The following is a 19,182-nucleotide window of genomic DNA, read 5'->3' as shown; positions in this document are numbered from 1 at the left end:
CAATTGACGACAAAGGGACAAGGTTATCATGCGTACACTCAATCGCCTGTTACTGCTCGGTCTGTTGGCCACCATGCCGGTCGTCACCCTGGCGGCGGAAGACGCCCCATCGGCTGATCCCGATGTGACCATTCGCACGGAAGGCGACAAAACCATCCAGGAGTACCGGCAGAACGGCTTCCTGTATGCGATCAAGGTGACGCCCAAGCACGGCAAGCCTTATTTCCTGGTACGCGCCGATGGCTCCGAAGGTAATTTCATTCGTTCCGACCAGCCGGACATGCTGATTCCGTCCTGGAAGATCTTCGAGTGGTAATCTGAGGCGTACCGTTCTTATCAACCAGGCACTTCCGGGTGGGAGTGCCCGCATGGGCTTCTTTTCATCATGTCAGTCTTCACCCCCGTGACCCGGCCTGAGCTGGAAACCTTTCTGGCGCCATACGAGCTGGGCCGCCTGCTCGACTTCCAGGGCATCGCCGCCGGTACCGAGAACAGCAATTTCTTCATCAGCCTGGAGCAAGGGGAGTTCGTCCTCACACTGATCGAGCGCGGGCCGGCCGAAGACATGCCGTTCTTCATCGAGCTGCTCGACGTGCTGCACGATGCCAACATGCCGGTGCCCTACGCCGTGCGCGACCGCAACGGCCAAGGCCTGCGCGAGCTGTGCGGCAAGCCTGCGCTGCTGCAGCCGCGGCTGTCGGGCAAGCACATCAAGGCGCCGAACAATCAGCACTGCGCCCAGGTGGGTGAGCTGCTGGCGCACATTCACCTGGCTACCCGCGAGCGCATCATCGAACGCCGCACCGACCGCGGCCTGGACTGGATGCTCGCCTCCGGTGCGCAGCTGCTGCCGGGCCTGAGCCAGGCGCAGGCCGCGCTGTTGACGCCGGCACTGGATGAGATCACTGCGCACAAGGCGCAGATCCTGGCCTTGCCACGGGCCAACCTGCATGCCGACCTGTTCCGCGACAACGTGATGTTCGAAGGCACGCACCTGACAGGCCTGATCGATTTCTACAACGCCTGCTCAGGCCCGATGCTGTATGACATCGCCATCACCGTGAACGACTGGTGCCTGGACGAAGCCGGCGGCATCGACGTGCCCCGCGCCCAGGCACTGCTGGCGGCCTATGCAGCGCTGCGCCCGTTCACCGCTGCCGAGGCCGAGCTATGGCCGGTCATGCTGCGCGTAGGCTGCGTGCGCTTCTGGCTGTCGCGGCTGATCGCGGCCCAGGCGTTCGCCGGGATGGACGTGATGATCCATGACCCGAGCGAGTTCGAGGTGCGTCTGGCGCAGCGCCAGCAGGTGGCGCTGAGCCTGCCGTTCGCCCTCTGACCTCGTCTGCTTCTTCGCGGGTGAACCCGCTCCCACAGCGCCAGCCTCGAAATGTGCGCTATCCCTGTGGGAACGGGTTTCCCCGCGAAAAGGTCTCCATCGATTTACAGCTGTTCCAGGCACCCCGCCAGGTCATTGCCCAGCTTCTCCAGCAACCGCTCATACCCCTTGGCATCCACAGGGTCGTTCCCGCCCAGGGCGTCGAGCTCGGCCAACCGCACCGGCAGGCCGGCCGTCAGGGTCTCGGCCAGGCGCGGACGCAGCGGTGGCTCGCTGAACACACAGGTCTTGCCCACTTCCTGCAGGCGTTTGCGCATGGCCGCGACATGCTGTGCGCCCGGCTGCACTTCCGAGGCCACGCTGAACACCCCGGCATGGGCCAGGCCATAGGCCGCCTCGAAGTAGTCGAACGCCTCGTGGAACACGAAGTAGGGCTTGCCCTTGATGCCGGCGACGCGGGCCTGCAGGCGCTGGTCGAGGGCGTCCAGGCGCGCGACGAAGGCCTTGAGGTTGGCCTGGTAGCGGGCGGCATTGGCCGGGTCGGCGGCAGCCATATCGCTGGCCATCTTCGCCGCGATCACCCGTGCATTGGCCGACGCCAACCACAGGTGTGCATCGAGGCTGCCCGGGCGATGATCATGGTCATGGTCGTCGTGGTCTTCCTCATGGGCTTCGCCACCTTCGCCGAAGTGACGCAAATGCATGCCTTCGAGCGACTGCACCGCCACGTTTGCTTTGCTGCGCCCCTTGAGCACGCGAGGCAGGAAGCTTTCCATGTCCGGGCCGATCCAGTACAGCAGGTCGGCCTCGGCGACACGCCGCACATCGGAAGGGCGCAAGGCGTAGTGATGCGGCGAAGCGCCAGGCGGGAGCAATACTTCCGGGCTGCCCACCCCGTCCTGGACCGCCGCGGCAATCTGCTGCAAGGGTTTGATACTGGTCAGCACGCGCACCTCGGCATGGGCCGAGAAGGCGATGAAAGCGACAAAAAGAGCTAGCAATCGGGACACGATGAATACTCGGCGAGCCAGAAAGGAGTAACATAATAACGTCTCCATCCAGAACCGTCGCTGCCCATGTCCATCACGCCGCTGGCCAACCGTCCACACGATCACTCCCACTGCGTCCACAGTGCGCTGGCCGAAGCCGATACCCTGTGCAACCGCCAGGGGCTGCGCCTGACCGCCTTGCGCCGGCGTGTGCTGGAGTTGGTCTGGCAGAGCCACAAACCGCTGGGCGCCTACGACATCCTCGCGGTATTGAGCGAGCAGGACGGCCGCCGCGCCGCACCGCCAACCGTGTACCGCGCCCTGGACTTCCTGTTGGAGAATGGCCTGGTACACCGCATCGCCTCGCTCAATGCCTTCATCGGCTGCAGTCACCCCGAGCACGCGCATCAGGGGCAGTTCCTGATCTGCCGCCACTGCCACGTCGCCATCGAGCTGGAGCAGGAGAGCATCAGCGACGCCATCGTCAGCAGCGCCAAGGGCGTGGGCTTCACCGTCGAGACGCAAACCGTCGAGGTGGTCGGCCTGTGTGGCAACTGCCAGGGGCAAGCATGAGCGACGCGCTGATCCGCCTCGAGCAGGTCGGGGTCACCTTCGCCGGCGAGGCGGTGCTCGATAGCATCGACCTGTCGGTAGCCCCGCGCCAGATCGTGACCCTGATCGGCCCCAACGGCGCCGGCAAGACCACGTTGGTGCGCGCCGTGCTCGGCCTGCTCAAGCCGCACCGTGGCAAGGTCTGGCGCAAGCCCCGGTTGCGCATCGGCTACATGCCGCAGAAAATCCAGGTGGATGCCACCCTGCCGCTGTCCGTGCTGCGTTTCCTGCGCCTGGTGCCGGGTGTCGACCGCGCCGCAGCGCTGGCCGCGTTGCAGGAAGTGGGCGCCGAGCAGGTCATCGACAGCCCCATCCAGACCATCTCCGGCGGCGAGATGCAACGCGTGCTGCTGGCCCGTGCATTGCTGCGTGAACCGGAGCTGCTGGTGCTCGACGAACCCGTGCAGGGCGTCGACGTGGCCGGCCAGGCCGAACTGTACAGCCTGATCACCCGTCTGCGCGACCGCCATGGCTGTGGCGTCCTGATGGTATCCCACGACCTGCATCTGGTGATGAGCACCACAGACCAGGTGGTCTGCCTGAACCGCCATGTGTGCTGTTCGGGCCACCCGGAGCAGGTCAGCGGCGATCCGGCCTTCGTCGAGCTGTTCGGCCAGAACGCCCCGAGCCTGGCCGTCTACCACCATCATCACGATCACCGCCACGACTTGCACGGCTCGGTGATAGCCCCCGGCACCCATGTTCACGGAGAGCACTGCAAGCATGGCTGATTTTCTTCTCTACGCCTTGCTTGCGGGCCTGGCCCTGGCGCTGGTGGCTGGCCCCCTGGGTTCGTTCGTGGTGTGGCGGCGCATGGCCTATTTCGGCGATACCCTGTCCCACGCCGCGTTGCTCGGCGTGGCCCTGGGCCTGGCGCTGGACATCAGCCCGGCGCTGGCGGTCACCGTCGGCTGCCTGCTGCTGGCCATCCTTTTGGTCACCCTGCAGCAACGTCAGCCCCTGGCCTCCGACACCCTGCTTGGCATCCTCGCACCCAGTACCCTGTCACTGGGCCTGGTGGCCCTGAGCTTCATGCGCGATGTACGCATCGACCTGATGGCCTACCTGTTTGGCGACCTCCTGGCCATCAGCCCCACCGACCTGGCCTGGATCCTGGGCGGCAGCGCCTTGGTCCTGCTGCTGCTCGCCGCCTTGTGGCGGCCGTTGCTGGCAGTGACCGTGCATGAGGAGCTGGCGATGGTCGAGGGGCTGCCGGTAACCGGCCTGCGCCTGGCGCTGATGCTGCTGATCGCCGTGGTGATCGCCGTGGCCATGAAGATCGTTGGCGTGCTGCTGATCACCTCGCTGCTGATCATTCCTGCGGCCGCGGCACAACGTCACGCCCGCTCGCCCGAACAGATGGCCCTGGGTGCCAGCCTGCTGGGCGTCGTCGCAGTCTGCGGCGGCCTGGCCATGTCCTGGTTCAAGGACACCCCGGCCGGTCCATCGATCGTGGTCTGCGCCGCAGTGCTATTCTTGCTGAGCCTGGCGTTGCCCAAACGCTGAAAAATTCAGGGTGGTCATGCAGGTACATCTGCAACCTTTTCGTGGGTAAAGGGTCTGTAAGACTTATTTTCGAGCGTGCGCACCTGGGTGTAGACTTGCTCGCTTTTTGCGCAAATAGAGAGTCGCAGGAATGAAGCCGTTCGCCTCCCGTTTTCTGCTTGTTGTCGCGTTTTCCCTGTTCCTGGCGGCCTGTTCCAGTACCCCGACCGGACCGGCCGCACCGGCCCAGGTCGATGCCTGGCAGGCATTGCAACAGAGTATCGCCAGCAACGAGTTGGCCACCGCCGAAGACCAGCTGTCAGCCCTGCAGGCCCAGTCGCCCGGTGATGCGCGCCTGGAGCCCTACCAGCGCCAACTGGCCGAGGCCTACCTGCAGCGCAGCCAGATCGTATTGCAAAAAGGTGATGTCAATGCCGCCGCCGTCGCACTGGCCCGCGCGCGCGCGCTGATGCCTCAGGCACCGGCGGTCACCGGTGGCGATGCCGTGGCCCAGGCACGCAGGGCCGAGCTGGAGAAAGCAGAAGCTGCGCTGAAGGCGGCCGAGGCCAAGCCCAAGGCCCGCGTGCTCGACCCGAGCGCCCCCAGCACCGTGGTGGCTCTGAAGACCACCGATATTCGCGCCATGCGCCGCCAGCTGGATGACATCGCCGCCGACGTGGTGAACTACCAGTGCGAGGTGGTGTTCCAGGTCCCACGCAAAGACGACGCGCCATGGCTCAAGACCTTGCTGCACAAGCGCGTGCACAAGCTCGACAGCGGGTTCGAGCTCAAGCAGCGGCATGAGATCCAGCGTGCGCTGCCGGCCCAGGTGGTGCTGGTTCCGCATCGGTCCTGACGAGTCAGGGGTGTTTTACACCATCTGATTTTGCGGAGGTTCTGTGGCAGGGGCCTTGTGTCGCGAAAGGGGCGGGTAGCGGCCCCAGGCATAATCTCAAGACAAATGCTCCCACAGGGGCAGGGTGCTTGCCTACGGAAAGCGCCCTGCCCCGGCCTTCACGCCGGAATCGCCTCGGCCATCGCCTCGCGTGCCCATACCCGGTGCTGCTCCAGCGCCTTCACGAAGCCATCCACCGCCGCCTGGTCATTGCCCAGCAGCAGGCCCGTATCCTCCTTGAGCCCCAGCGTATCCAGCAACGCCTTGCCGTCACTCGCCAGCCCCATCGGCTTGAGGTGCTTGTAGGCTTCGAGCAGGTAGTGCTTGGCCAGGCCGCTCTTGCCCAACGTCTCCAGCGCCGCCTTGCCAGCCGGCACCCACAGGCCATCTACCATTACCGACGGCATGCCTTCCATTGAGGCATCCACCGGCAACGTCTGGCCCTGGGCGGTGGTGACCGGCGCCGAGGTCGGCCCCAATACCAGGATGCGCGCACTCTTGGCCTCGAACGCCTTGACCAGCCGATCGACATCCGCACCATCGACACCATCGGCCACCAGCAAGGCGACCTTGCGCCCCTTGATGCCGACACGGCCAGGGTGGTTCATTTGACTCAAGGCCGGAGACTGTGCCGGCGTCGCCCCCTTGACCTGCACGGTACCGGCCGTGGGCGCGGGCAGGCCCAGGTTGGCGGCCACCGCAGCGGCGAGCTTCAGGTCGATATTGGCCAGGATTTCGTTGACTTCCCGAGCCCGGATGGCCTCACGCTCCACCTTGCCCAGTTCGAAGCTGTAGGCCTTGATGATGTGCTGCTGCTCGGTAGGGCTCATGCTCTGGAAGAACAGCCGCGCCTGGGAGAAATGATCGCTGAACGAGTCGCTGCGCTGGCGGATCTTGTGCGCATCGATACGTTCCTGGTAGCTCTCGAAACCACCATCCTGTGCGGCCGGCGGCGTTTCCTTGGGCCAGCCGCCATCGATGGAGTTGGGCTCGTAGGAGGTTCGGCCTTTGTCGATGGTCATGCGGTGCATGGCGTCGCGCTGGCCATTATGGTTGGGCACGATCGGTCGGTTGATCGGGATTTCGTGGAAGTTCGGCCCACCGAGGCGGCTGAGCTGGGTGTCGGTGTAGGAGAACAACCGACCCTGCAGCAGCGGGTCGTTGGTGAAGTCGATGCCCGGCACGATGTGGCCCGGGCAGAACGCAACCTGTTCGACTTCGGCGAAGAAGTTGTCCGGGTTGCGGTTGAGCACCATCTTGCCCAGCGGCGTCACCGGCACCAGCTCCTCGGGGATGATCTTGGTCGGGTCGAGCAGGTCGAAATCGAATGCGTGCTCATCCGCCTCGGCGACGATCTGTACACCCAGCTCCCATTCGGGATAGTCGCCGGTCTCGATGGCTTCCCACAGGTCACGACGATGGAAGTCGGGGTCTTTGCCACCGAGCTTCTGGGCTTCGTCCCAGAGCACCGAATGCACGCCCTGGCGCGGTTTCCAATGGAACTTGACGAAAGTCGCCTCGCCCTGGGCATTGACCAGGCGGAAGGTGTGCACGCCGAAGCCCTCCATCATTCGCAGGCTGCGCGGGATGGCGCGGTCGGACATCGCCCACATCACCATGTGCGCCGATTCCGGCACCAGCGAGACGAAGTCCCAGAACGTGTCGTGGGCCGAGGCGCCGGTGGGGACCTCATTGTGCGGCTCGGGCTTCACCGCGTGGACGAAATCAGGAAACTTGATCGCGTCCTGAATGAAGAACACCGGCATATTGTTGCCCACCAGGTCGAAATTGCCTTCGTCGGTATAGAACTTCACCGCGAAGCCACGTACGTCGCGCACCGTATCGCCTGAGCCGCGCGGCCCTTGTACCGTGGAGAAGCGCACGAATACCGGGGTGATCTTTTCCGGGTCCTGCAGGAACCCGGCCTTGGTCAGCTGCGCATGGCAGCCATAGCTCTGGAAGTAGCCATGGGCGCCGGTCCCGCGGGCATGGACGATGCGTTCGGGTATGCGCTCATGGTCGAAGTGGGTGATCTTCTCGCGCATGATGAAGTCTTCGAGCAGCGAAGGCCCACGCGCGCCAGCTTTCAGGGTGTTCTGGTTATCGGCGATCTTCACCCCCTGGTTGGTGCGCAAGGCCTGGCCGGTGGCGTCGCGGCGTACATCCTCCAGGCTTTGCAGCTTGGCGTTGGTGTTGGCGCGATCGGGGGTGTGGGTGCCCGCGAGTTGGCTTTCCTTGGGCGAATCCGGGGTCTTGCTGGACATGGTCGGCTCTCCTCAGCTGTCTACAGGCGGCCCGTTCGGGCTCGTTCAAGTAGTGACTGGCAGCCGTTCGCGAGCGTTCAATCGGATTACCGGTTGTCGCGTTATGCCCAACGGATTGGTTGAAGTCGAAATAAATGCTAAGAACAACTATGGGAACAGGCTAAAATGCGCGGCCCGGCTTACCGCTGACCCAAATTCCATGCGCCCCACAAGGTTCGCTCAGTGATCGAGTTTCAAAATGTCCACAAGACCTACCGCGTCGGCGGTAGGGATATTCCCGCCCTCAATCCGACCAGCCTGGCCATCGAAAATGGCCAGGTGTTCGGCCTGATCGGGCACTCCGGCGCCGGCAAGAGCACCTTGCTGCGCCTGATCAACCGCCTGGAAGCGCCCACCGGCGGCAAGATCATCGTCGACGGCGAGGATGTCACCGCCTTCGATGCCAACCAGTTGCGCCGCTTCCGCCAGCAGGTCGGGATGATCTTCCAGCACTTCAACCTGCTGGCCTCCAAGACCGTGGCCGACAATGTGGCCCTGCCGTTGACCCTGGCTGGCGAGTTGTCGCGCGCCGAGATCGACAAGCGCGTGGTCGAACTGCTGGCCCGCGTGGGCCTTTCGGACCACGCCAAGAAGTACCCGGCCCAGCTCTCCGGCGGCCAGAAGCAACGCGTCGGCATCGCCCGTGCGCTGTCCACCAACCCCAAGATCCTGCTGTGCGACGAGGCCACCAGCGCGCTCGACCCGCAGACGACCGGGCAGGTCCTGCAGTTGCTGGCCGAGATCAACCGCGAGCTGAAGCTGACCATCGTGCTGATCACCCATGAGATGGACGTGATCCGCCGGGTCTGCGACCGCGTGGCGGTGATGGATGCCGGGCAGATCGTCGAGCTGGGCCCGGTGGCGGATGTGTTCCTGCACCCACAGCACCCGACCACCAAGCGTTTCGTCCAGGAAGACGAGCAGGTCGACGAGAGCGAGCAGCGCGACGACTTCGCCCATGTACCGGGCCGCATCGTGCGCCTGACCTTCCAGGGCGACGCCACCTACGCACCACTGCTGGGCACCGTGGCCCGCGAGACCGGCGTGGACTACAGCATCCTGGCCGGGCGTATCGACCGCATCAAGGACGTCCCCTATGGGCAGCTCACGCTCGCCGTCACCGGCGGCGACATGGAAGCGGCGTTCGCGCGCTTCAAGGCAGCTGATGTTCATATGGAGGTACTGCGTTGATGGACGCCCTGAATTTCTTCGCCAACGTCGACTGGGCCGAAATCTGGCTGGCCACAATCGACACCATGATCATGCTGTTCGGCTCGCTGTTCTTCACCGTGCTGCTGGGCCTGCCCCTGGGCGTGCTGCTGTTCCTCTGCGGCCCGCGGCAGATGTTCGAACAGAAGGGCGTGTACGCGCTGTTGTCGCTGGTGGTGAACATCCTGCGCTCGCTGCCGTTCATCATCCTGCTGATCGTCATGATCCCGATCACCGTGCTGATCACCGGCACCTCGCTCGGTGTCGCCGGCGCCATCCCACCCTTGGTGGTGGGCGCCACGCCATTCTTCGCGCGGCTGGTGGAAACGGCCCTGCGTGAAGTGGACCGTGGCATCATCGAAGCCACCCAGTCGATGGGCGCCACCACTCGCCAGATCATCATGAGTGCCCTGCTGCCAGAGGCCCGCCCGGGCATCTTTGCGGCCATCACCGTCACCGCCATCACCCTGGTGTCCTACACCGCCATGGCCGGTGTGGTCGGTGCTGGCGGCCTGGGCGACCTGGCCATCCGCTTCGGCTACCAGCGTTTCCAGACCGATGTGATGGTGGTCACCGTGGTGCTGCTGCTGATCCTGGTTCAAGTCCTGCAGAGTGTCGGCGACAAACTGGTGGTGCATTTTTCCCGTAAGTAACCCCAATGGGGTCGGCCTGGCCGACCCGTTCGGGGGCCGTCGCGGCCCTCACAAGGAGTGATCAATGAAGAAACTGCTTGCTGTTGTCGCCGCTGTCGCGGCCTTCTCGGCCAACGCCGAATCCCTGACCGTCGCGGCCACCCCGGTACCCCACGCCGAGATCCTCAACTTCGTGAAGCCGCAACTGGCCAAGGAAGGCGTGGAGCTGAAGGTCAAGGAATTCACCGACTACATCCAGCCCAACGTACAGGTTGCGGAAAAGCGCCTGGATGCCAACTTCTTCCAGCACCAGCCGTACCTGGACGAATTCAACAAGGCCAAGGGCACCGAGCTGGTAAGCGTCGCCGGCGTGCACCTGGAGCCGCTGGGCGCCTACTCCAGCAAGATCAAGAAGCTCGACGAGCTGCCGTCCGGCGCCACCGTGGTCATCCCCAACGACGCCACCAACGGCGGCCGTGCCCTGTTGCTGCTGGACAAGGCCGGCGTGATCAAACTCAAGGACAACAAGAACATCCTGTCGACCGTTAAAGACATCACCAGCAACGACAAGAATCTGAAGTTCCGCGAGCTGGAAGCGGCCACCATCCCGCGTGTACTGACCCAGGTCGACCTGGCACTGATCAACACCAACTATGCGCTGGAAGCCAAGCTGAACCCGGAAAAAGACGCCCTGGTCATTGAAGGCAGCGACTCGCCGTACGTGAACATCTTAGTGGCCCGCCCGGACAACAAGGACTCCGCCGCCATGAAGAAACTGGCCGATGCCCTGCATTCGCCAGAGGTGAAGCAGTTCATCACCGAGAAGTACAAAGGTGCGGTGATTCCGGCGTTCTGAGCCGATATCCAGAGGGGCCGCCTTGCGCGGCCCCATCGTGGGGCAAGCCCTCTCCCACAGGTTCGGCGCTGCCCCGCGATGTGTTTGGACTCAATCGCGCTTGACCAGCCCTGGCAGTTGCGCCACCAGTTTCTGATTGTTAACCGGCGCGCGAATGAAGCCACGCTGGCGCCCGTCCGGCCCGACGATCGCCAGGTTGCCGCTGTGATCCACGGTGTACCCAGGCTTGCTGGTATCGGCCGGGATGAACGGAATGCTCAAGGCATTGGCCAGCGCCTGGGTATCCTCGATCGACCCCGTCACCCCGACGAAATCCTTGTCGAAATATCCCAGGTACTGCTTGAGCTGGTTCGGCGTGTCCCGGTTCGGGTCAACGCTCACCAGCACCACCCGCAGACGGTCGACCGTCTCCTTAGGCAGCTCGCTCTTCACTTGACGCAGCTGGGCCAGGGTGGTCGGGCAGATGTCCGGGCAGTAGGTGTAGCCGAAGAACAGTAGCGACCATTTGCCCTTGAGCGCGTCCAGCGCCACCGGCTGGCCATCCTGGTCGGTCATTTTCACGTCCGGCACGGTACGGCTCTGCGGCAGGAGAATGATGCCAGCATCGATCAGCTCGGCCGGGTTCGCCTGGCCGCGATCATTGAGTACCTTGTTGACGGTCAGCCCGAGGATCAGGGCGACCACGGCAACGAGGATGAAGACGGTTTTCTGGGTTCGGGTCATAGGCTCGGCAACAGATAGTGGTCCAGGAGCAGCGCGATGAACAGCAGGAACAGGTACACGATGGAGTACTTGAAGGTGCCGATCGCGGCGTGCGGCTGGGTGCCACGGTACAACACCCAGGCCCAACGGACAAAGCGCAGGCCAAGCGCCAGGGCACAGGCCAGGTACAGCAGGCCGCTCATGTGGATGACGAACGGCAGCAGGCTCACCGCCAGCAGCACGAAGGCATAGAGCAGGATGTGCAGCTTGGTATAGCGCTCGCCATGGGTCACCGGCAACATGGGGATATCCGCCTTGGCGTATTCTTCCTTGCGGTGGATGGCCAAGGCCCAGAAATGGGGGGGTGTCCAGGCGAAAATGATCAGCACCAGCAGCAGCGGCTCGGCGCTGACATGCCCGCTCACCGCCACCCAACCGAGCAAGGGCGGCATCGCGCCCGCCAGGCCGCCGATCACGATGTTCTGGGGCGTGGCCCGCTTGAGAAAGCCCGTGTAGATCACCGCATAACCCAGCAGAGAGCCCAGCGTCAGCCAGGCGGTCAGGGCATTGGTGAACACCAGCAGCACTGCCATGCCCAGCAACGCCAGGGCCAGGGCGAACGCCAGCGCCGGCACTGGTGCGACCCGGCCCTCGGCCAGCGGGCGTTTGTGGGTACGCGCCATCAATGCATCGATGCGCCGGTCCAGCACATGGTTGACCGCCGCGGCTCCACCTGCGCACAGCGCGATGCCGAGGTTGCCGAACACCAGAACGGTCCAGGGCACGCCGGCGCGGGTGGCGAGGAACATGCCCACCAGGGATGTGATCAGCATCAGCACCACCACCTTCGGCTTGGTCAGCTCCAGGTAGTCGCGCCAGCTGGCCTGTCGCCGGCCTTGATCTAGAAGCGTCGCCACGACTCATGCCTCATCTGTGGAGTGATCGCCACGCCAGCCACCGGTGTCAGGCGCCAGCCGTGGCCCACGCGGACCTTGTCGACCACACGGATGCGGTAGTTGACCAACACCATGCACAGCAGCAGCAGGGCGCCACCGGCGTTGTGTGCCACCGCAACGCCCAGGGGCAGGTGCAGCAGTACGTTGCTGATGCCCAGGCCCACCTGCACAGCCAGCGCCAGCAACACCAGGCGCGCCAGCGCGGTAAGGCCATTGCGATGCAGTTTCCAGCTGAGCATCAGCAGTACCGCGACCACCATCAGGGCACCGAGGCGGTGGCTGATGTGGATGGCCGTGCGCGCATCGCTGTCCAGTTGCCCGCCCAGGTAGTTGGGCCCTACGTGCTGGGTCAGGTGGAAACCGTTGCTGAAATCCGCCGCTGGCCACCACTGGCCATGGCAGGTCGGCAGGTCGATGCAGGCCACCGCCGCGTAGTTGGCGCTGACCCAACCCCCCAGGGCGATCTGCCCGATCACCACCAGCAAGGCCAGCGCCGCGATCCGACGCAGGCTCAGGGGCAGCTTGGGCAATGGCGCAAAGGCCCGAGACAGGCGCAGCGACAACAAGAACAACAAACTCAGCGTGGTAAAGCCCCCCAGCAGATGGGCCGTGACCACCTGGGGCCAGAGCTTGAGCGTGACCGTCCACATTCCGAACGCCGCCTGGGCGAGCACCACACCGAGCAACAGCAGCGGCAGGCGATAGGGCTGGCCATCGCGGGCATGGCGGCGCACGGCCTGGAACGCCAGCAGGGCGATCACTGTCGCCAGGGTGCCGGCGAAATAGCGATGGACCATCTCTGCCCAGCCCTTGTCCTGCTCAACCGGATGGTCCGGGAAGCGCAGCTCGGCATGGGCAAGCTGCGCTTCGGTCTTGGGCACGCCGATGAAACCGTAGCAACCCGGCCAGTCCGGGCAGCCGAGGCCGGCGTGGGTGAGGCGAGTATAGGCACCGAGCAGGACGACCAGCAGTGCCAGCAGGGTGGCGAACACAGCGAGGCGGTATCCGGGTCTGGCCATGGGGGCCTCCTAGCCGATGTTGGACAGCTTGAGCAGGTGCCGCAGGTCGTCGAGCACATGCTTGCCGTTGACCTTGGAGTCGTAGCGCAGCACCAGGTTGCCATGGGGGTCGACGATCCACAGCTGCGGGCCGGGCGTACTGACGTTCTGGCCGTAGCGCTGGGTATCCAGCGAATAGCGCTGCAACTGCGGGTACTCACGGCCGAGCAAGGCTTGGTAGTCGGCTGCCAACGGTTGCGCCGTGGCCAGTGCATGGCTGGCACGGGCGGCATCCCGGCCCAGGCCGATCTGGATCTGCCGCGCCAGGTACACCAGCTGCTGGCAATCCGCAGCACAGGCCGACGGCGCACTGACCAGCAGTTGCCAGCGCGTCTCCTGGGCGTCGATGCCGATATCGCTGCGGCCCTGGCCGTTGCCGATCATCTGGCCGTGATAGCTGCGGCCGTCCGGCACCCAGAACTTGAGCTTGTACATGCTGGTGGCGAGGATCATCGGCCCCAGCACCACCAGCAGGATCAGGATCAGTTGCAAACGCCCGCGCGCACGGGGTTTGCCGCGTTCAGGCATGTCCAGTGGACTCGTTGCGGCGCCCATGGTCGTTCTCCTTTTTCTTGTCATGCCAGCCGAAATAGAGGAAGAGCAGCACCAGTGCCGTGGCCAGGGCAAACCACTGCACGGCGTAGCCCAGGTGCTTTTCCGGGCCCATGGCGACCACCGGCCAGTCCAGTCGATAGCTGGCGGGGCCTGGCTCCAGACGCAGTTCATGGGCGAAACCTTCACGCCCCAGTTGTTGCCACAGCCGGGCCGGGTCGATGGCGGTCAGCAGGTGCGGCCATTGGCCGCCCACCGGGTCGGGGTGCAGTTGGAAGGTGGCGCCGGGAGCGACATAGACCGCGGCGTCTAGGGCCAGGGCCTGGGCGGGTGTGTCGAATTGCACGGGCTCGCGGCGGTCCGGCCAGGGCAACCAACCGCGATTGACCAGCAGCCACAGCCCGGACGCCTGGTCATGGAAGGGTTGCAGCAGCTCGACGCCAGCCCGGCCATCGCGCATACGATTATCCAACAGCAGGCTGTGCTCGCCGTCGAAGCGTCCGTACAGGTGCACGCGACGGTAGGCTGGGTCAGGTACCTGCGCCAGCTGACCGCTGGCCAGTGGCGCTTCGACACGGCGCTCGGCATGGATGGCCAGCAGAGCCCGCTTCTCGTCGGCACGCCCCAGTTGCCAACAGCCGAGCGCGATCAGCCCTGGCAGTAGTGCGAGCACCACCAGAGTTGGTACCACGCCTGGGCGAAACGGCCTCACTGCGGCCTCGCCAGGCCGATCGCTATACTGATGTTCATCACTGCATCCCCCCGGAGTTTCGCCATGCTCAAGGCCGCGATTGTCCTGATGCTGTTGGCCACCATCGCCAGCCTGTTCAGCGGCCTGGTGTTCCTGGTCAAGGACGACGACCAGTCGACCCGCTTGCTCAAGGCCCTCACCGTGCGTGTCACCCTGGCCACCTTGACCATCGCCCTGGTGGCCTGGGGCCTGATCAGCGGCCAGCTGGTCTCCCACGCCCCCTTCTGACCATGTGGCCCAGCTGCGGCCCTATCGCCGGCACAGGCCTAAAGCACATACACGAAGATAAATAGCCCCACCCACACCACATCCACGAAGTGCCAATACCAGCTCGCCGCTTCGAAACCGAAGTGCTTGTCCGGGTCGAAATGCCCGCGCAGCACGCGGCAGAACATCACGATCAGGATCAGCGTGCCCAAGGTCACGTGGGCACCGTGGAATCCCGTGAGCATGAAGAAAGTCGCGCCGTAGATCCCTGAGCCCAGCGTCAGCCCCAGCTCGGTGTAGGCCTCGTGATACTCGTAGGCCTGCAACGCAAGGAACGAAAGGCCCAGCAGGATAGTCAGCCCCAGCCACAGCTTCAGCGTGCCGCGATGGTTGTTGCGCAACGCATGGTGGGCGATGGTCACCGTCACGCTGGAGCTCACCAGCAGGATGGTGTTGATCAGCGGCAGGTGCCACGGGTCGATGATCTCTTTCGGTGGCGGGAACAGCTTCGGGTCCGGTGTGTGCAGCAACGGCCAGGCGAACTCGAACGTCGGCCAGAGCATATGGGCGATGCCCTTGTGCCCCTCGCCACCCAGCCAAGGCCCGGCCAGCACCCGCACGTAGAACAGCGCGCCGAAGAACGCCAGGAAGAACATCACCTCGGAGAAGATGAACCAGCTCATACCCCAGCGGAACGAGCGGTCCATCTGTGCGCTATACAGCCCGGCACGGCTCTCCTTGACCACCGCACCGAACCAGCCGAACAGCATGTAGGCCAAGAACAGCGCGCCGATGAAAAAGATCAGCGGCCCATGGGACTCGGGGTGGCCGGCCTTGAGGTCGTTGAACCAGGTACCCAGGCCAAACACCGTGATGAACATGCCGATCGTCGCGATGATCGGCCACTTGCTCTGCGCCGGGACGTAGTAGTGCTCGTGACTTGCCATTGCTGTTCTCCTTCCCTTAACGGGCGCCCTGGTCGTCCTGGGCCGCGACATGGGCGACCGGCGGGTGGCGAGCGGTGATGTCGAACAAGGTGTAGGCCAGTGTCAGGTGCTTCACACTGGCCGGCAGGTCGCGGTCGACGATGAACCGCACCGGCATCTCGATGCGTTCGCCTGGCTGCAGCACCTGCTGGGTGAAGCAGAAGCACTCGGTCTTGTGGAAGTACGCCGCAGCCTCGGCTGGCGTGATACTGGGGATCGCCTGGGCGCTCATGGGCTTGTCGGTCGGGTTGCGAGCCACGAAGACCATCTGGTTGACCGCCCCAGGGTTGACCTCCAGCTGGTCGGCCGTGGCGTGGAACTCCCAGACCATGTCGCTGGCATTGGTCGACATGAACTGCACCCGCACCGTGCGCGTCGGGTCGCTGACCTGGCTGCCCTCGTATTGCCCGCCGGTCTTGCCGTTGATGCCGAACGCCTTGCACATCACGTCGTAGATCGGCACCAGGGCGAAGCCGAAGGCGAACATCACCACCGTCAGCATCAGCAGGCGCGTGACCAGGCGCTTGAGCGAGAGGCCGTTCATAACCCCGGCCCTACTTCACTTCCGGCGGGGTCTGGAAGGTGTGGTAGGGCGCCGGCGAAGGCACCGACCACTCCAGCCCGTCGGCGCCATCCCAGGGCTTGGCCGGTGCCGGCGCGCCACCGCGGATGCACTTGATGACGATGAACAGGAAGAAGATCTGCGTTGCGCCGAACATGAAGGCACCGATCGACGACACCATGTTGAAGTCGGCGAACTGCAGGTTGTAGTCCGGAATGCGCCTCGGCATGCCGGCCAACCCCACGAAGTGCATGGGGAAGAAGGCCAGGTTCATGCCGATGAACGACAGCCAGAAATGCAGCTTGGCCAGGGTTTCGTCGTACATGTGCCCGGTCCATTTCGGCAGCCAGTAGTAGGCCGAGGCGAAGATGCCGAAGATCGCCCCCGGCACCAGTACGTAGTGGAAGTGGGCGACCACGAAATAGGTGTCGTGGTATTGGAAGTCCGCCGGGGCGATGGCCAGCATCAGACCGGAGAACCCACCGATGGTGAACAGGATGACGAAGGCGATGGCAAACAGCATCGGCGCCTCGAAGGTCAGCGAGCCCTCCCACATGGTGCTGACCCAGTTGAACACCTTCACCCCTGTAGGTACGGCGATCAGCATGGTGGCGTACATGAAGAACAGCTCGCCCACCACCGGGATGCCGACCACGAACATGTGATGGGCCCAGACGATGAACGACAGGAAGGCAATGGCGCCGGTGGCATAGACCATCGAGGTGTAGCCGAACAGCGGCTTGCGCGAGAACGCCGGGATGATCGAGCTGACCGCGCCGAACGCCGGCAGGATCATGATGTACACCTCGGGGTGGCCGAAGAACCAGAACACGTGCTGGAACAGCACAGGGTCGCCGCCCCCAGCCGCACTAAAGAAGCTGGTGCCGAAATGGATGTCCATCAGCATCATGGTCACCACGCCGGCCAGCACCGGCATCACCGCGATCAGCAGGAACGCGGTGATCAGCCAGGTCCAGACGAACAGCGGCATCTTCATCAAGGTCATGCCAGGTGCGCGCAGGTTGAGTACGGTGGCGATCACGTTGATGGCGCCCATGATCGAGCTGATGCCCATCAGGTGGATGGCGAATATGAAGAAGGTCACGCTGGCCGGAGCATAGGTGGTCGACAGCGGGGCGTAGAAGGTCCAGCCGAAGTTCGGCCCGCCGCCGGGGCTGAACAGGGTCGAGACCAGCAACAGGAAGGCCGCCGGCAGCAACCAGAAGCTGAAGTTGTTCATCCGTGGCAGGGCCATGTCCGGCGCGCCGATCATCAGCGGGATCATCCAGTTGGCGAGGCCGACGAAGGCTGGCATCACGGCACCGAACACCATGATCAGGCCGTGCATGGTGGTCATCTGGTTGAAGAACGCCGGTTCCACGATCTGCAGTCCGGGCTGGAACAGCTCGGCACGGATCACCATGGCGAAGGAGCCGCCAAGCAGGAACATGGCGAAGGCGAACCACAGGTACATCGTGCCGATGTCCTTGTGGTTGGTGGTCAGCACCCAGCGCATCAAGCCCTTGGCCGGGCCGTGGGCATGGTCGTGGCCTTGGGCGTGGTCGTCGATCACTGCACTCATGTCCTGTCTCCTGCAATCCGGTGGCTGGCGCGGGAATACCCTTCGGCCCGGTTCATTGGCCTTCTGCCTGCTTGAGCGCCAGCACGTCCTTCGGCGTGACCATGTCACCCTTGTTGTTGCCCCAGGCGTTGCGCTCGTAGGTCACCACGGCGGCGATGTCGACTTCCGACAGCTGCTTGCCGAACGCGGCCATGGCAGTGCCTGGCTTGCCGTGGAAAACAATGTTCAGGTGGTCTTCCTTGGGCCCGGTGGCGATCTTCGAGCCCTTGAGCGCCGGGAACATCGGTGGCAGGCCCTGGCCTTCGGCCTGGTGACAGGACACGCAGGTAGTGTGGTAGACCTTGTCGCCTCGTTCGACCAGCTCTTCAAGGGTCCACTCCTTGCTGGTCAGCTCCTTGAGCTTGGCCGCCTCGGCCTTGCGCTCGCCGAGCCAGGTGTCGTAGTCGGCCTTGGATTTGACCTCGACCACCACCGGCATGAAACCGTGGTCCTTGCCGCACAGCTCGGTGCACTGGCCGCGATAGATGCCGGGCTTTTCGATACGCGTCCAGGCCTCGTTGACGAAGCCGGGGATGGCGTCACGCTTGACCGCGAAGGCCGGCACCCACCAAGAGTGGATGACATCGGCGGCCGTCACCAGGAAACGCACCTTGGCCCCGACCGGCAGTACCAGCGGTTGGTCGACTTCGAGCAGGTAGTGCTCGTCCTTGGGGGCCTGGTTGTGGATCTGTTCGGCGGGCGTGGCCAGGTTGCTGAAGAATTCCACGTCCTGGCCCAGGTACTTGTAGTGCCACTTCCACTGGTAGCCGGTGACCTGGATATCGATGTCCGACTCGCTGGCATCGTAGATGTCGATGAGGGTCTTGGTGGCCGGAATGGCCATGGCCACGAGAATCAGGAAGGGAACCACCGTCCAGAGGATTTCCACCCAGGTGTGCTCGTGGAAATGCGCAGGCTCCTGGCCCGTGGAGCGGCGGTGGATGACCATCGACCAGAACATCGCACCGAACACGACGATGCCGATGACCACGCAGATCCAGAAGATGGTCATGTGCAGGTCGAACACGGCGTTGGAAACGTCCGTCGCCCCCGGCGCCATGTTCACGGTCCAGGCGGCATGCGCCTGGCCAAACACCAACCACAACAGGAGGCCCATCCAGACATGTGGATGTCGCATCATTGCGGGTTCCCCTTATCGTTCTTGTTGTCCCGGAGGCGTGGACGACCTTACGGCTAAGGAGGGGTGGGTGGCCAAGACTGCCTGGCTTCGACGACCGAGCCCCTGCAAACGGCAGTCGGGCCTCATCAACGAATCACGTTCACCGGGAGTATAGACAGCGACCAACGGCACGCAACGACCACCATGAAATCAACTTCATCGATTCACGCAATCGTTTGAAAGCCTTGCGGTTATTGGGGTGGAGCAAAATGATGGCACATTGATATAACCACACTGGCAAACGTGCCTCAGGGTTATAACAAATGCGTCTTAGGCATTCTCACAACCGA

At 64.0% G+C, this 19,182-nt stretch carries 21 protein-coding genes; 10 read left to right on the top strand and 11 right to left on the bottom strand.

The window, feature by feature from the left end; all coding sequences use genetic code 11:
* The first annotated feature begins 28 nt into the window (after positions 1–28).
* A complete protein-coding gene (locus tag ACNFCI_RS04870; protein WP_043207720.1) occupies positions 29–316 on the top strand; it encodes a DUF2782 domain-containing protein in 288 nt (95 codons plus the stop codon).
* Between the two features lie 69 nt (positions 317–385).
* Positions 386–1,336 carry a homoserine kinase gene (locus ACNFCI_RS04865; protein ID WP_084855182.1) on the top strand — a complete coding sequence of 317 codons (951 nt, stop codon included), beginning with the start codon at positions 386–388 and terminating at the stop codon, positions 1,334–1,336.
* Between the two features lie 104 nt (positions 1,337–1,440).
* On the opposite strand, the gene ACNFCI_RS04860 is transcribed toward ACNFCI_RS04865, so the two are convergent.
* On the bottom strand, positions 1,441–2,394 hold the full coding sequence (locus tag ACNFCI_RS04860) for a zinc ABC transporter substrate-binding protein (RefSeq protein WP_324811988.1): 954 nt from the start codon (positions 2,392–2,394) through the stop codon (positions 1,441–1,443).
* Positions 2,395–2,412: 18 nt separating this feature from the next.
* Between ACNFCI_RS04860 and zur the strand changes: the two genes are divergently transcribed.
* The 4 genes from zur (at position 2,413) to ACNFCI_RS04840 (ending at position 5,278) form a co-directional block, all read left to right on the top strand.
* A complete protein-coding gene (zur, locus tag ACNFCI_RS04855; protein ID WP_224457535.1) occupies positions 2,413–2,898 on the top strand; it encodes a zinc uptake transcriptional repressor Zur in 486 nt (161 codons plus the stop codon).
* On the top strand, positions 2,895–3,668 hold the full coding sequence (znuC, locus tag ACNFCI_RS04850; protein WP_084855185.1) for a zinc ABC transporter ATP-binding protein ZnuC: 774 nt from the start codon (positions 2,895–2,897) through the stop codon (positions 3,666–3,668). Before zur ends, znuC begins: the two co-directional genes overlap by 4 nt.
* Positions 3,661–4,443, top strand: a complete 783-nt coding sequence (gene znuB / locus ACNFCI_RS04845; protein WP_084855186.1) for a zinc ABC transporter permease subunit ZnuB — start codon at positions 3,661–3,663, stop codon at positions 4,441–4,443. Before znuC ends, znuB begins: the two co-directional genes overlap by 8 nt.
* Before the next feature lie 130 nt (positions 4,444–4,573).
* On the top strand, positions 4,574–5,278 hold the full coding sequence (locus tag ACNFCI_RS04840) for a PA5502 family lipoprotein (RefSeq protein ID WP_368828699.1): 705 nt from the start codon (positions 4,574–4,576) through the stop codon (positions 5,276–5,278).
* Positions 5,279–5,436: 158 nt separating this feature from the next.
* Here ACNFCI_RS04840 and katE read toward each other — a convergent pair whose 3' ends face one another.
* Entirely contained in the window at positions 5,437–7,581 is a 2,145-nt protein-coding gene (gene katE / locus ACNFCI_RS04835) for a catalase HPII (RefSeq protein WP_324811985.1), read from the bottom strand.
* Positions 7,582–7,803: 222 nt separating this feature from the next.
* Between katE and ACNFCI_RS04830 the strand changes: the two genes are divergently transcribed.
* The 3 genes from ACNFCI_RS04830 (at position 7,804) to ACNFCI_RS04820 (ending at position 10,317) form a co-directional block, all read left to right on the top strand.
* Positions 7,804–8,811, top strand: coding sequence for a methionine ABC transporter ATP-binding protein (locus tag ACNFCI_RS04830; protein WP_084855189.1), 1,008 nt, complete (start codon positions 7,804–7,806; stop codon positions 8,809–8,811).
* Entirely contained in the window at positions 8,811–9,482 is a 672-nt protein-coding gene (locus ACNFCI_RS04825; RefSeq protein ID WP_084855190.1) for a methionine ABC transporter permease, read from the top strand. The genes ACNFCI_RS04830 and ACNFCI_RS04825 overlap by 1 nt, the downstream gene beginning before the upstream one ends.
* A gap of 64 nt (positions 9,483–9,546) precedes the next feature.
* Entirely contained in the window at positions 9,547–10,317 is a 771-nt protein-coding gene (locus tag ACNFCI_RS04820; protein ID WP_084855191.1) for a MetQ/NlpA family ABC transporter substrate-binding protein, read from the top strand.
* Between the two features lie 90 nt (positions 10,318–10,407).
* Here ACNFCI_RS04820 and ACNFCI_RS04815 read toward each other — a convergent pair whose 3' ends face one another.
* Genes ACNFCI_RS04815 through ACNFCI_RS04795 form a run of 5 tightly spaced genes read right to left on the bottom strand, consistent with a single transcriptional unit; the run spans position 10,408 to position 14,297 of the window.
* Entirely contained in the window at positions 10,408–11,040 is a 633-nt protein-coding gene (locus tag ACNFCI_RS04815) for an SCO family protein (RefSeq protein ID WP_084855192.1), read from the bottom strand.
* Complete coding sequence (gene cyoE / locus ACNFCI_RS04810) at positions 11,037–11,936, bottom strand: heme o synthase (RefSeq protein ID WP_084855193.1); 900 nt, start codon at positions 11,934–11,936, stop codon at positions 11,037–11,039. Before cyoE ends, ACNFCI_RS04815 begins: the two co-directional genes overlap by 4 nt.
* Positions 11,921–12,994 carry a COX15/CtaA family protein gene (locus tag ACNFCI_RS04805; protein ID WP_324811974.1) on the bottom strand — a complete coding sequence of 358 codons (1,074 nt, stop codon included), beginning with the start codon at positions 12,992–12,994 and terminating at the stop codon, positions 11,921–11,923. The genes cyoE and ACNFCI_RS04805 overlap by 16 nt, the downstream gene beginning before the upstream one ends.
* 9 nt (positions 12,995–13,003) lie before the next feature.
* Entirely contained in the window at positions 13,004–13,588 is a 585-nt protein-coding gene (locus tag ACNFCI_RS04800) for a hypothetical protein (RefSeq protein ID WP_416767515.1), read from the bottom strand.
* On the bottom strand, positions 13,554–14,297 hold the full coding sequence (locus ACNFCI_RS04795; RefSeq protein ID WP_084855196.1) for an SURF1 family protein: 744 nt from the start codon (positions 14,295–14,297) through the stop codon (positions 13,554–13,556). Before ACNFCI_RS04795 ends, ACNFCI_RS04800 begins: the two co-directional genes overlap by 35 nt.
* Before the next feature lie 63 nt (positions 14,298–14,360).
* Between ACNFCI_RS04795 and ACNFCI_RS04790 the strand changes: the two genes are divergently transcribed.
* Entirely contained in the window at positions 14,361–14,564 is a 204-nt protein-coding gene (locus tag ACNFCI_RS04790; RefSeq protein WP_084855197.1) for a twin transmembrane helix small protein, read from the top strand.
* A gap of 38 nt (positions 14,565–14,602) precedes the next feature.
* Here ACNFCI_RS04790 and ACNFCI_RS04785 read toward each other — a convergent pair whose 3' ends face one another.
* Genes ACNFCI_RS04785 through coxB form a run of 4 tightly spaced genes read right to left on the bottom strand, consistent with a single transcriptional unit; the run spans position 14,603 to position 18,853 of the window.
* Positions 14,603–15,490, bottom strand: a complete 888-nt coding sequence (locus ACNFCI_RS04785) for a cytochrome c oxidase subunit 3 (protein ID WP_324811967.1) — start codon at positions 15,488–15,490, stop codon at positions 14,603–14,605.
* Between the two features lie 16 nt (positions 15,491–15,506).
* Positions 15,507–16,073, bottom strand: coding sequence for a cytochrome c oxidase assembly protein (locus ACNFCI_RS04780; protein ID WP_084855199.1), 567 nt, complete (start codon positions 16,071–16,073; stop codon positions 15,507–15,509).
* 10 nt (positions 16,074–16,083) lie between these two features.
* Positions 16,084–17,673, bottom strand: a complete 1,590-nt coding sequence (gene ctaD / locus ACNFCI_RS04775; protein WP_324811963.1) for a cytochrome c oxidase subunit I — start codon at positions 17,671–17,673, stop codon at positions 16,084–16,086.
* A gap of 52 nt (positions 17,674–17,725) precedes the next feature.
* Positions 17,726–18,853 carry a cytochrome c oxidase subunit II gene (gene coxB, locus ACNFCI_RS04770; protein WP_084855201.1) on the bottom strand — a complete coding sequence of 376 codons (1,128 nt, stop codon included), beginning with the start codon at positions 18,851–18,853 and terminating at the stop codon, positions 17,726–17,728.
* Positions 18,854–19,182: the final 329 nt, after the last annotated feature.

Source organism: Pseudomonas sp. NY15356 (assembly GCF_048068175.1).
GTDB lineage: Bacteria > Pseudomonadota > Gammaproteobacteria > Pseudomonadales > Pseudomonadaceae > Aquipseudomonas > Aquipseudomonas putida_K.
The sequence above is the reverse complement of the archived record's forward strand: the minus strand, read 5'-3'. Positions and strand labels throughout refer to the sequence as shown.

What these genes read in the sequence shown, in the direction of transcription:
- zur (WP_224457535.1), top strand. Translation starts at nt 2,413, where the DNA reads ATGTCCATCACGCCGCTGGCCAACCGTCCACACGATCACTCCCACTGC.
- ACNFCI_RS04860 (WP_324811988.1), bottom strand. Translation starts at nt 2,394, where the DNA reads ATGGAGACGTTATTATGTTACTCCTTTCTGGCTCGCCGAGTATTCATC.
- ACNFCI_RS04785 (WP_324811967.1), bottom strand. Translation starts at nt 15,490, where the DNA reads ATGGCAAGTCACGAGCACTACTACGTCCCGGCGCAGAGCAAGTGGCCG.
- ctaD (WP_324811963.1), bottom strand. Translation starts at nt 17,673, where the DNA reads ATGAGTGCAGTGATCGACGACCACGCCCAAGGCCACGACCATGCCCAC.
- ACNFCI_RS04815 (WP_084855192.1), bottom strand. Translation starts at nt 11,040, where the DNA reads ATGACCCGAACCCAGAAAACCGTCTTCATCCTCGTTGCCGTGGTCGCC.
- ACNFCI_RS04825 (WP_084855190.1), top strand. Translation starts at nt 8,811, where the DNA reads ATGGACGCCCTGAATTTCTTCGCCAACGTCGACTGGGCCGAAATCTGG.
- ACNFCI_RS04840 (WP_368828699.1), top strand. Translation starts at nt 4,574, where the DNA reads ATGAAGCCGTTCGCCTCCCGTTTTCTGCTTGTTGTCGCGTTTTCCCTG.
- ACNFCI_RS04790 (WP_084855197.1), top strand. Translation starts at nt 14,361, where the DNA reads ATGCTCAAGGCCGCGATTGTCCTGATGCTGTTGGCCACCATCGCCAGC.
- coxB (WP_084855201.1), bottom strand. Translation starts at nt 18,853, where the DNA reads ATGATGCGACATCCACATGTCTGGATGGGCCTCCTGTTGTGGTTGGTG.
- ACNFCI_RS04870 (WP_043207720.1), top strand. Translation starts at nt 29, where the DNA reads ATGCGTACACTCAATCGCCTGTTACTGCTCGGTCTGTTGGCCACCATG.
- ACNFCI_RS04820 (WP_084855191.1), top strand. Translation starts at nt 9,547, where the DNA reads ATGAAGAAACTGCTTGCTGTTGTCGCCGCTGTCGCGGCCTTCTCGGCC.
- ACNFCI_RS04800 (WP_416767515.1), bottom strand. Translation starts at nt 13,588, where the DNA reads ATGGGCGCCGCAACGAGTCCACTGGACATGCCTGAACGCGGCAAACCC.
- ACNFCI_RS04780 (WP_084855199.1), bottom strand. Translation starts at nt 16,073, where the DNA reads ATGAACGGCCTCTCGCTCAAGCGCCTGGTCACGCGCCTGCTGATGCTG.
- znuB (WP_084855186.1), top strand. Translation starts at nt 3,661, where the DNA reads ATGGCTGATTTTCTTCTCTACGCCTTGCTTGCGGGCCTGGCCCTGGCG.
- katE (WP_324811985.1), bottom strand. Translation starts at nt 7,581, where the DNA reads ATGTCCAGCAAGACCCCGGATTCGCCCAAGGAAAGCCAACTCGCGGGC.
- ACNFCI_RS04805 (WP_324811974.1), bottom strand. Translation starts at nt 12,994, where the DNA reads ATGGCCAGACCCGGATACCGCCTCGCTGTGTTCGCCACCCTGCTGGCA.
- ACNFCI_RS04865 (WP_084855182.1), top strand. Translation starts at nt 386, where the DNA reads ATGTCAGTCTTCACCCCCGTGACCCGGCCTGAGCTGGAAACCTTTCTG.
- znuC (WP_084855185.1), top strand. Translation starts at nt 2,895, where the DNA reads ATGAGCGACGCGCTGATCCGCCTCGAGCAGGTCGGGGTCACCTTCGCC.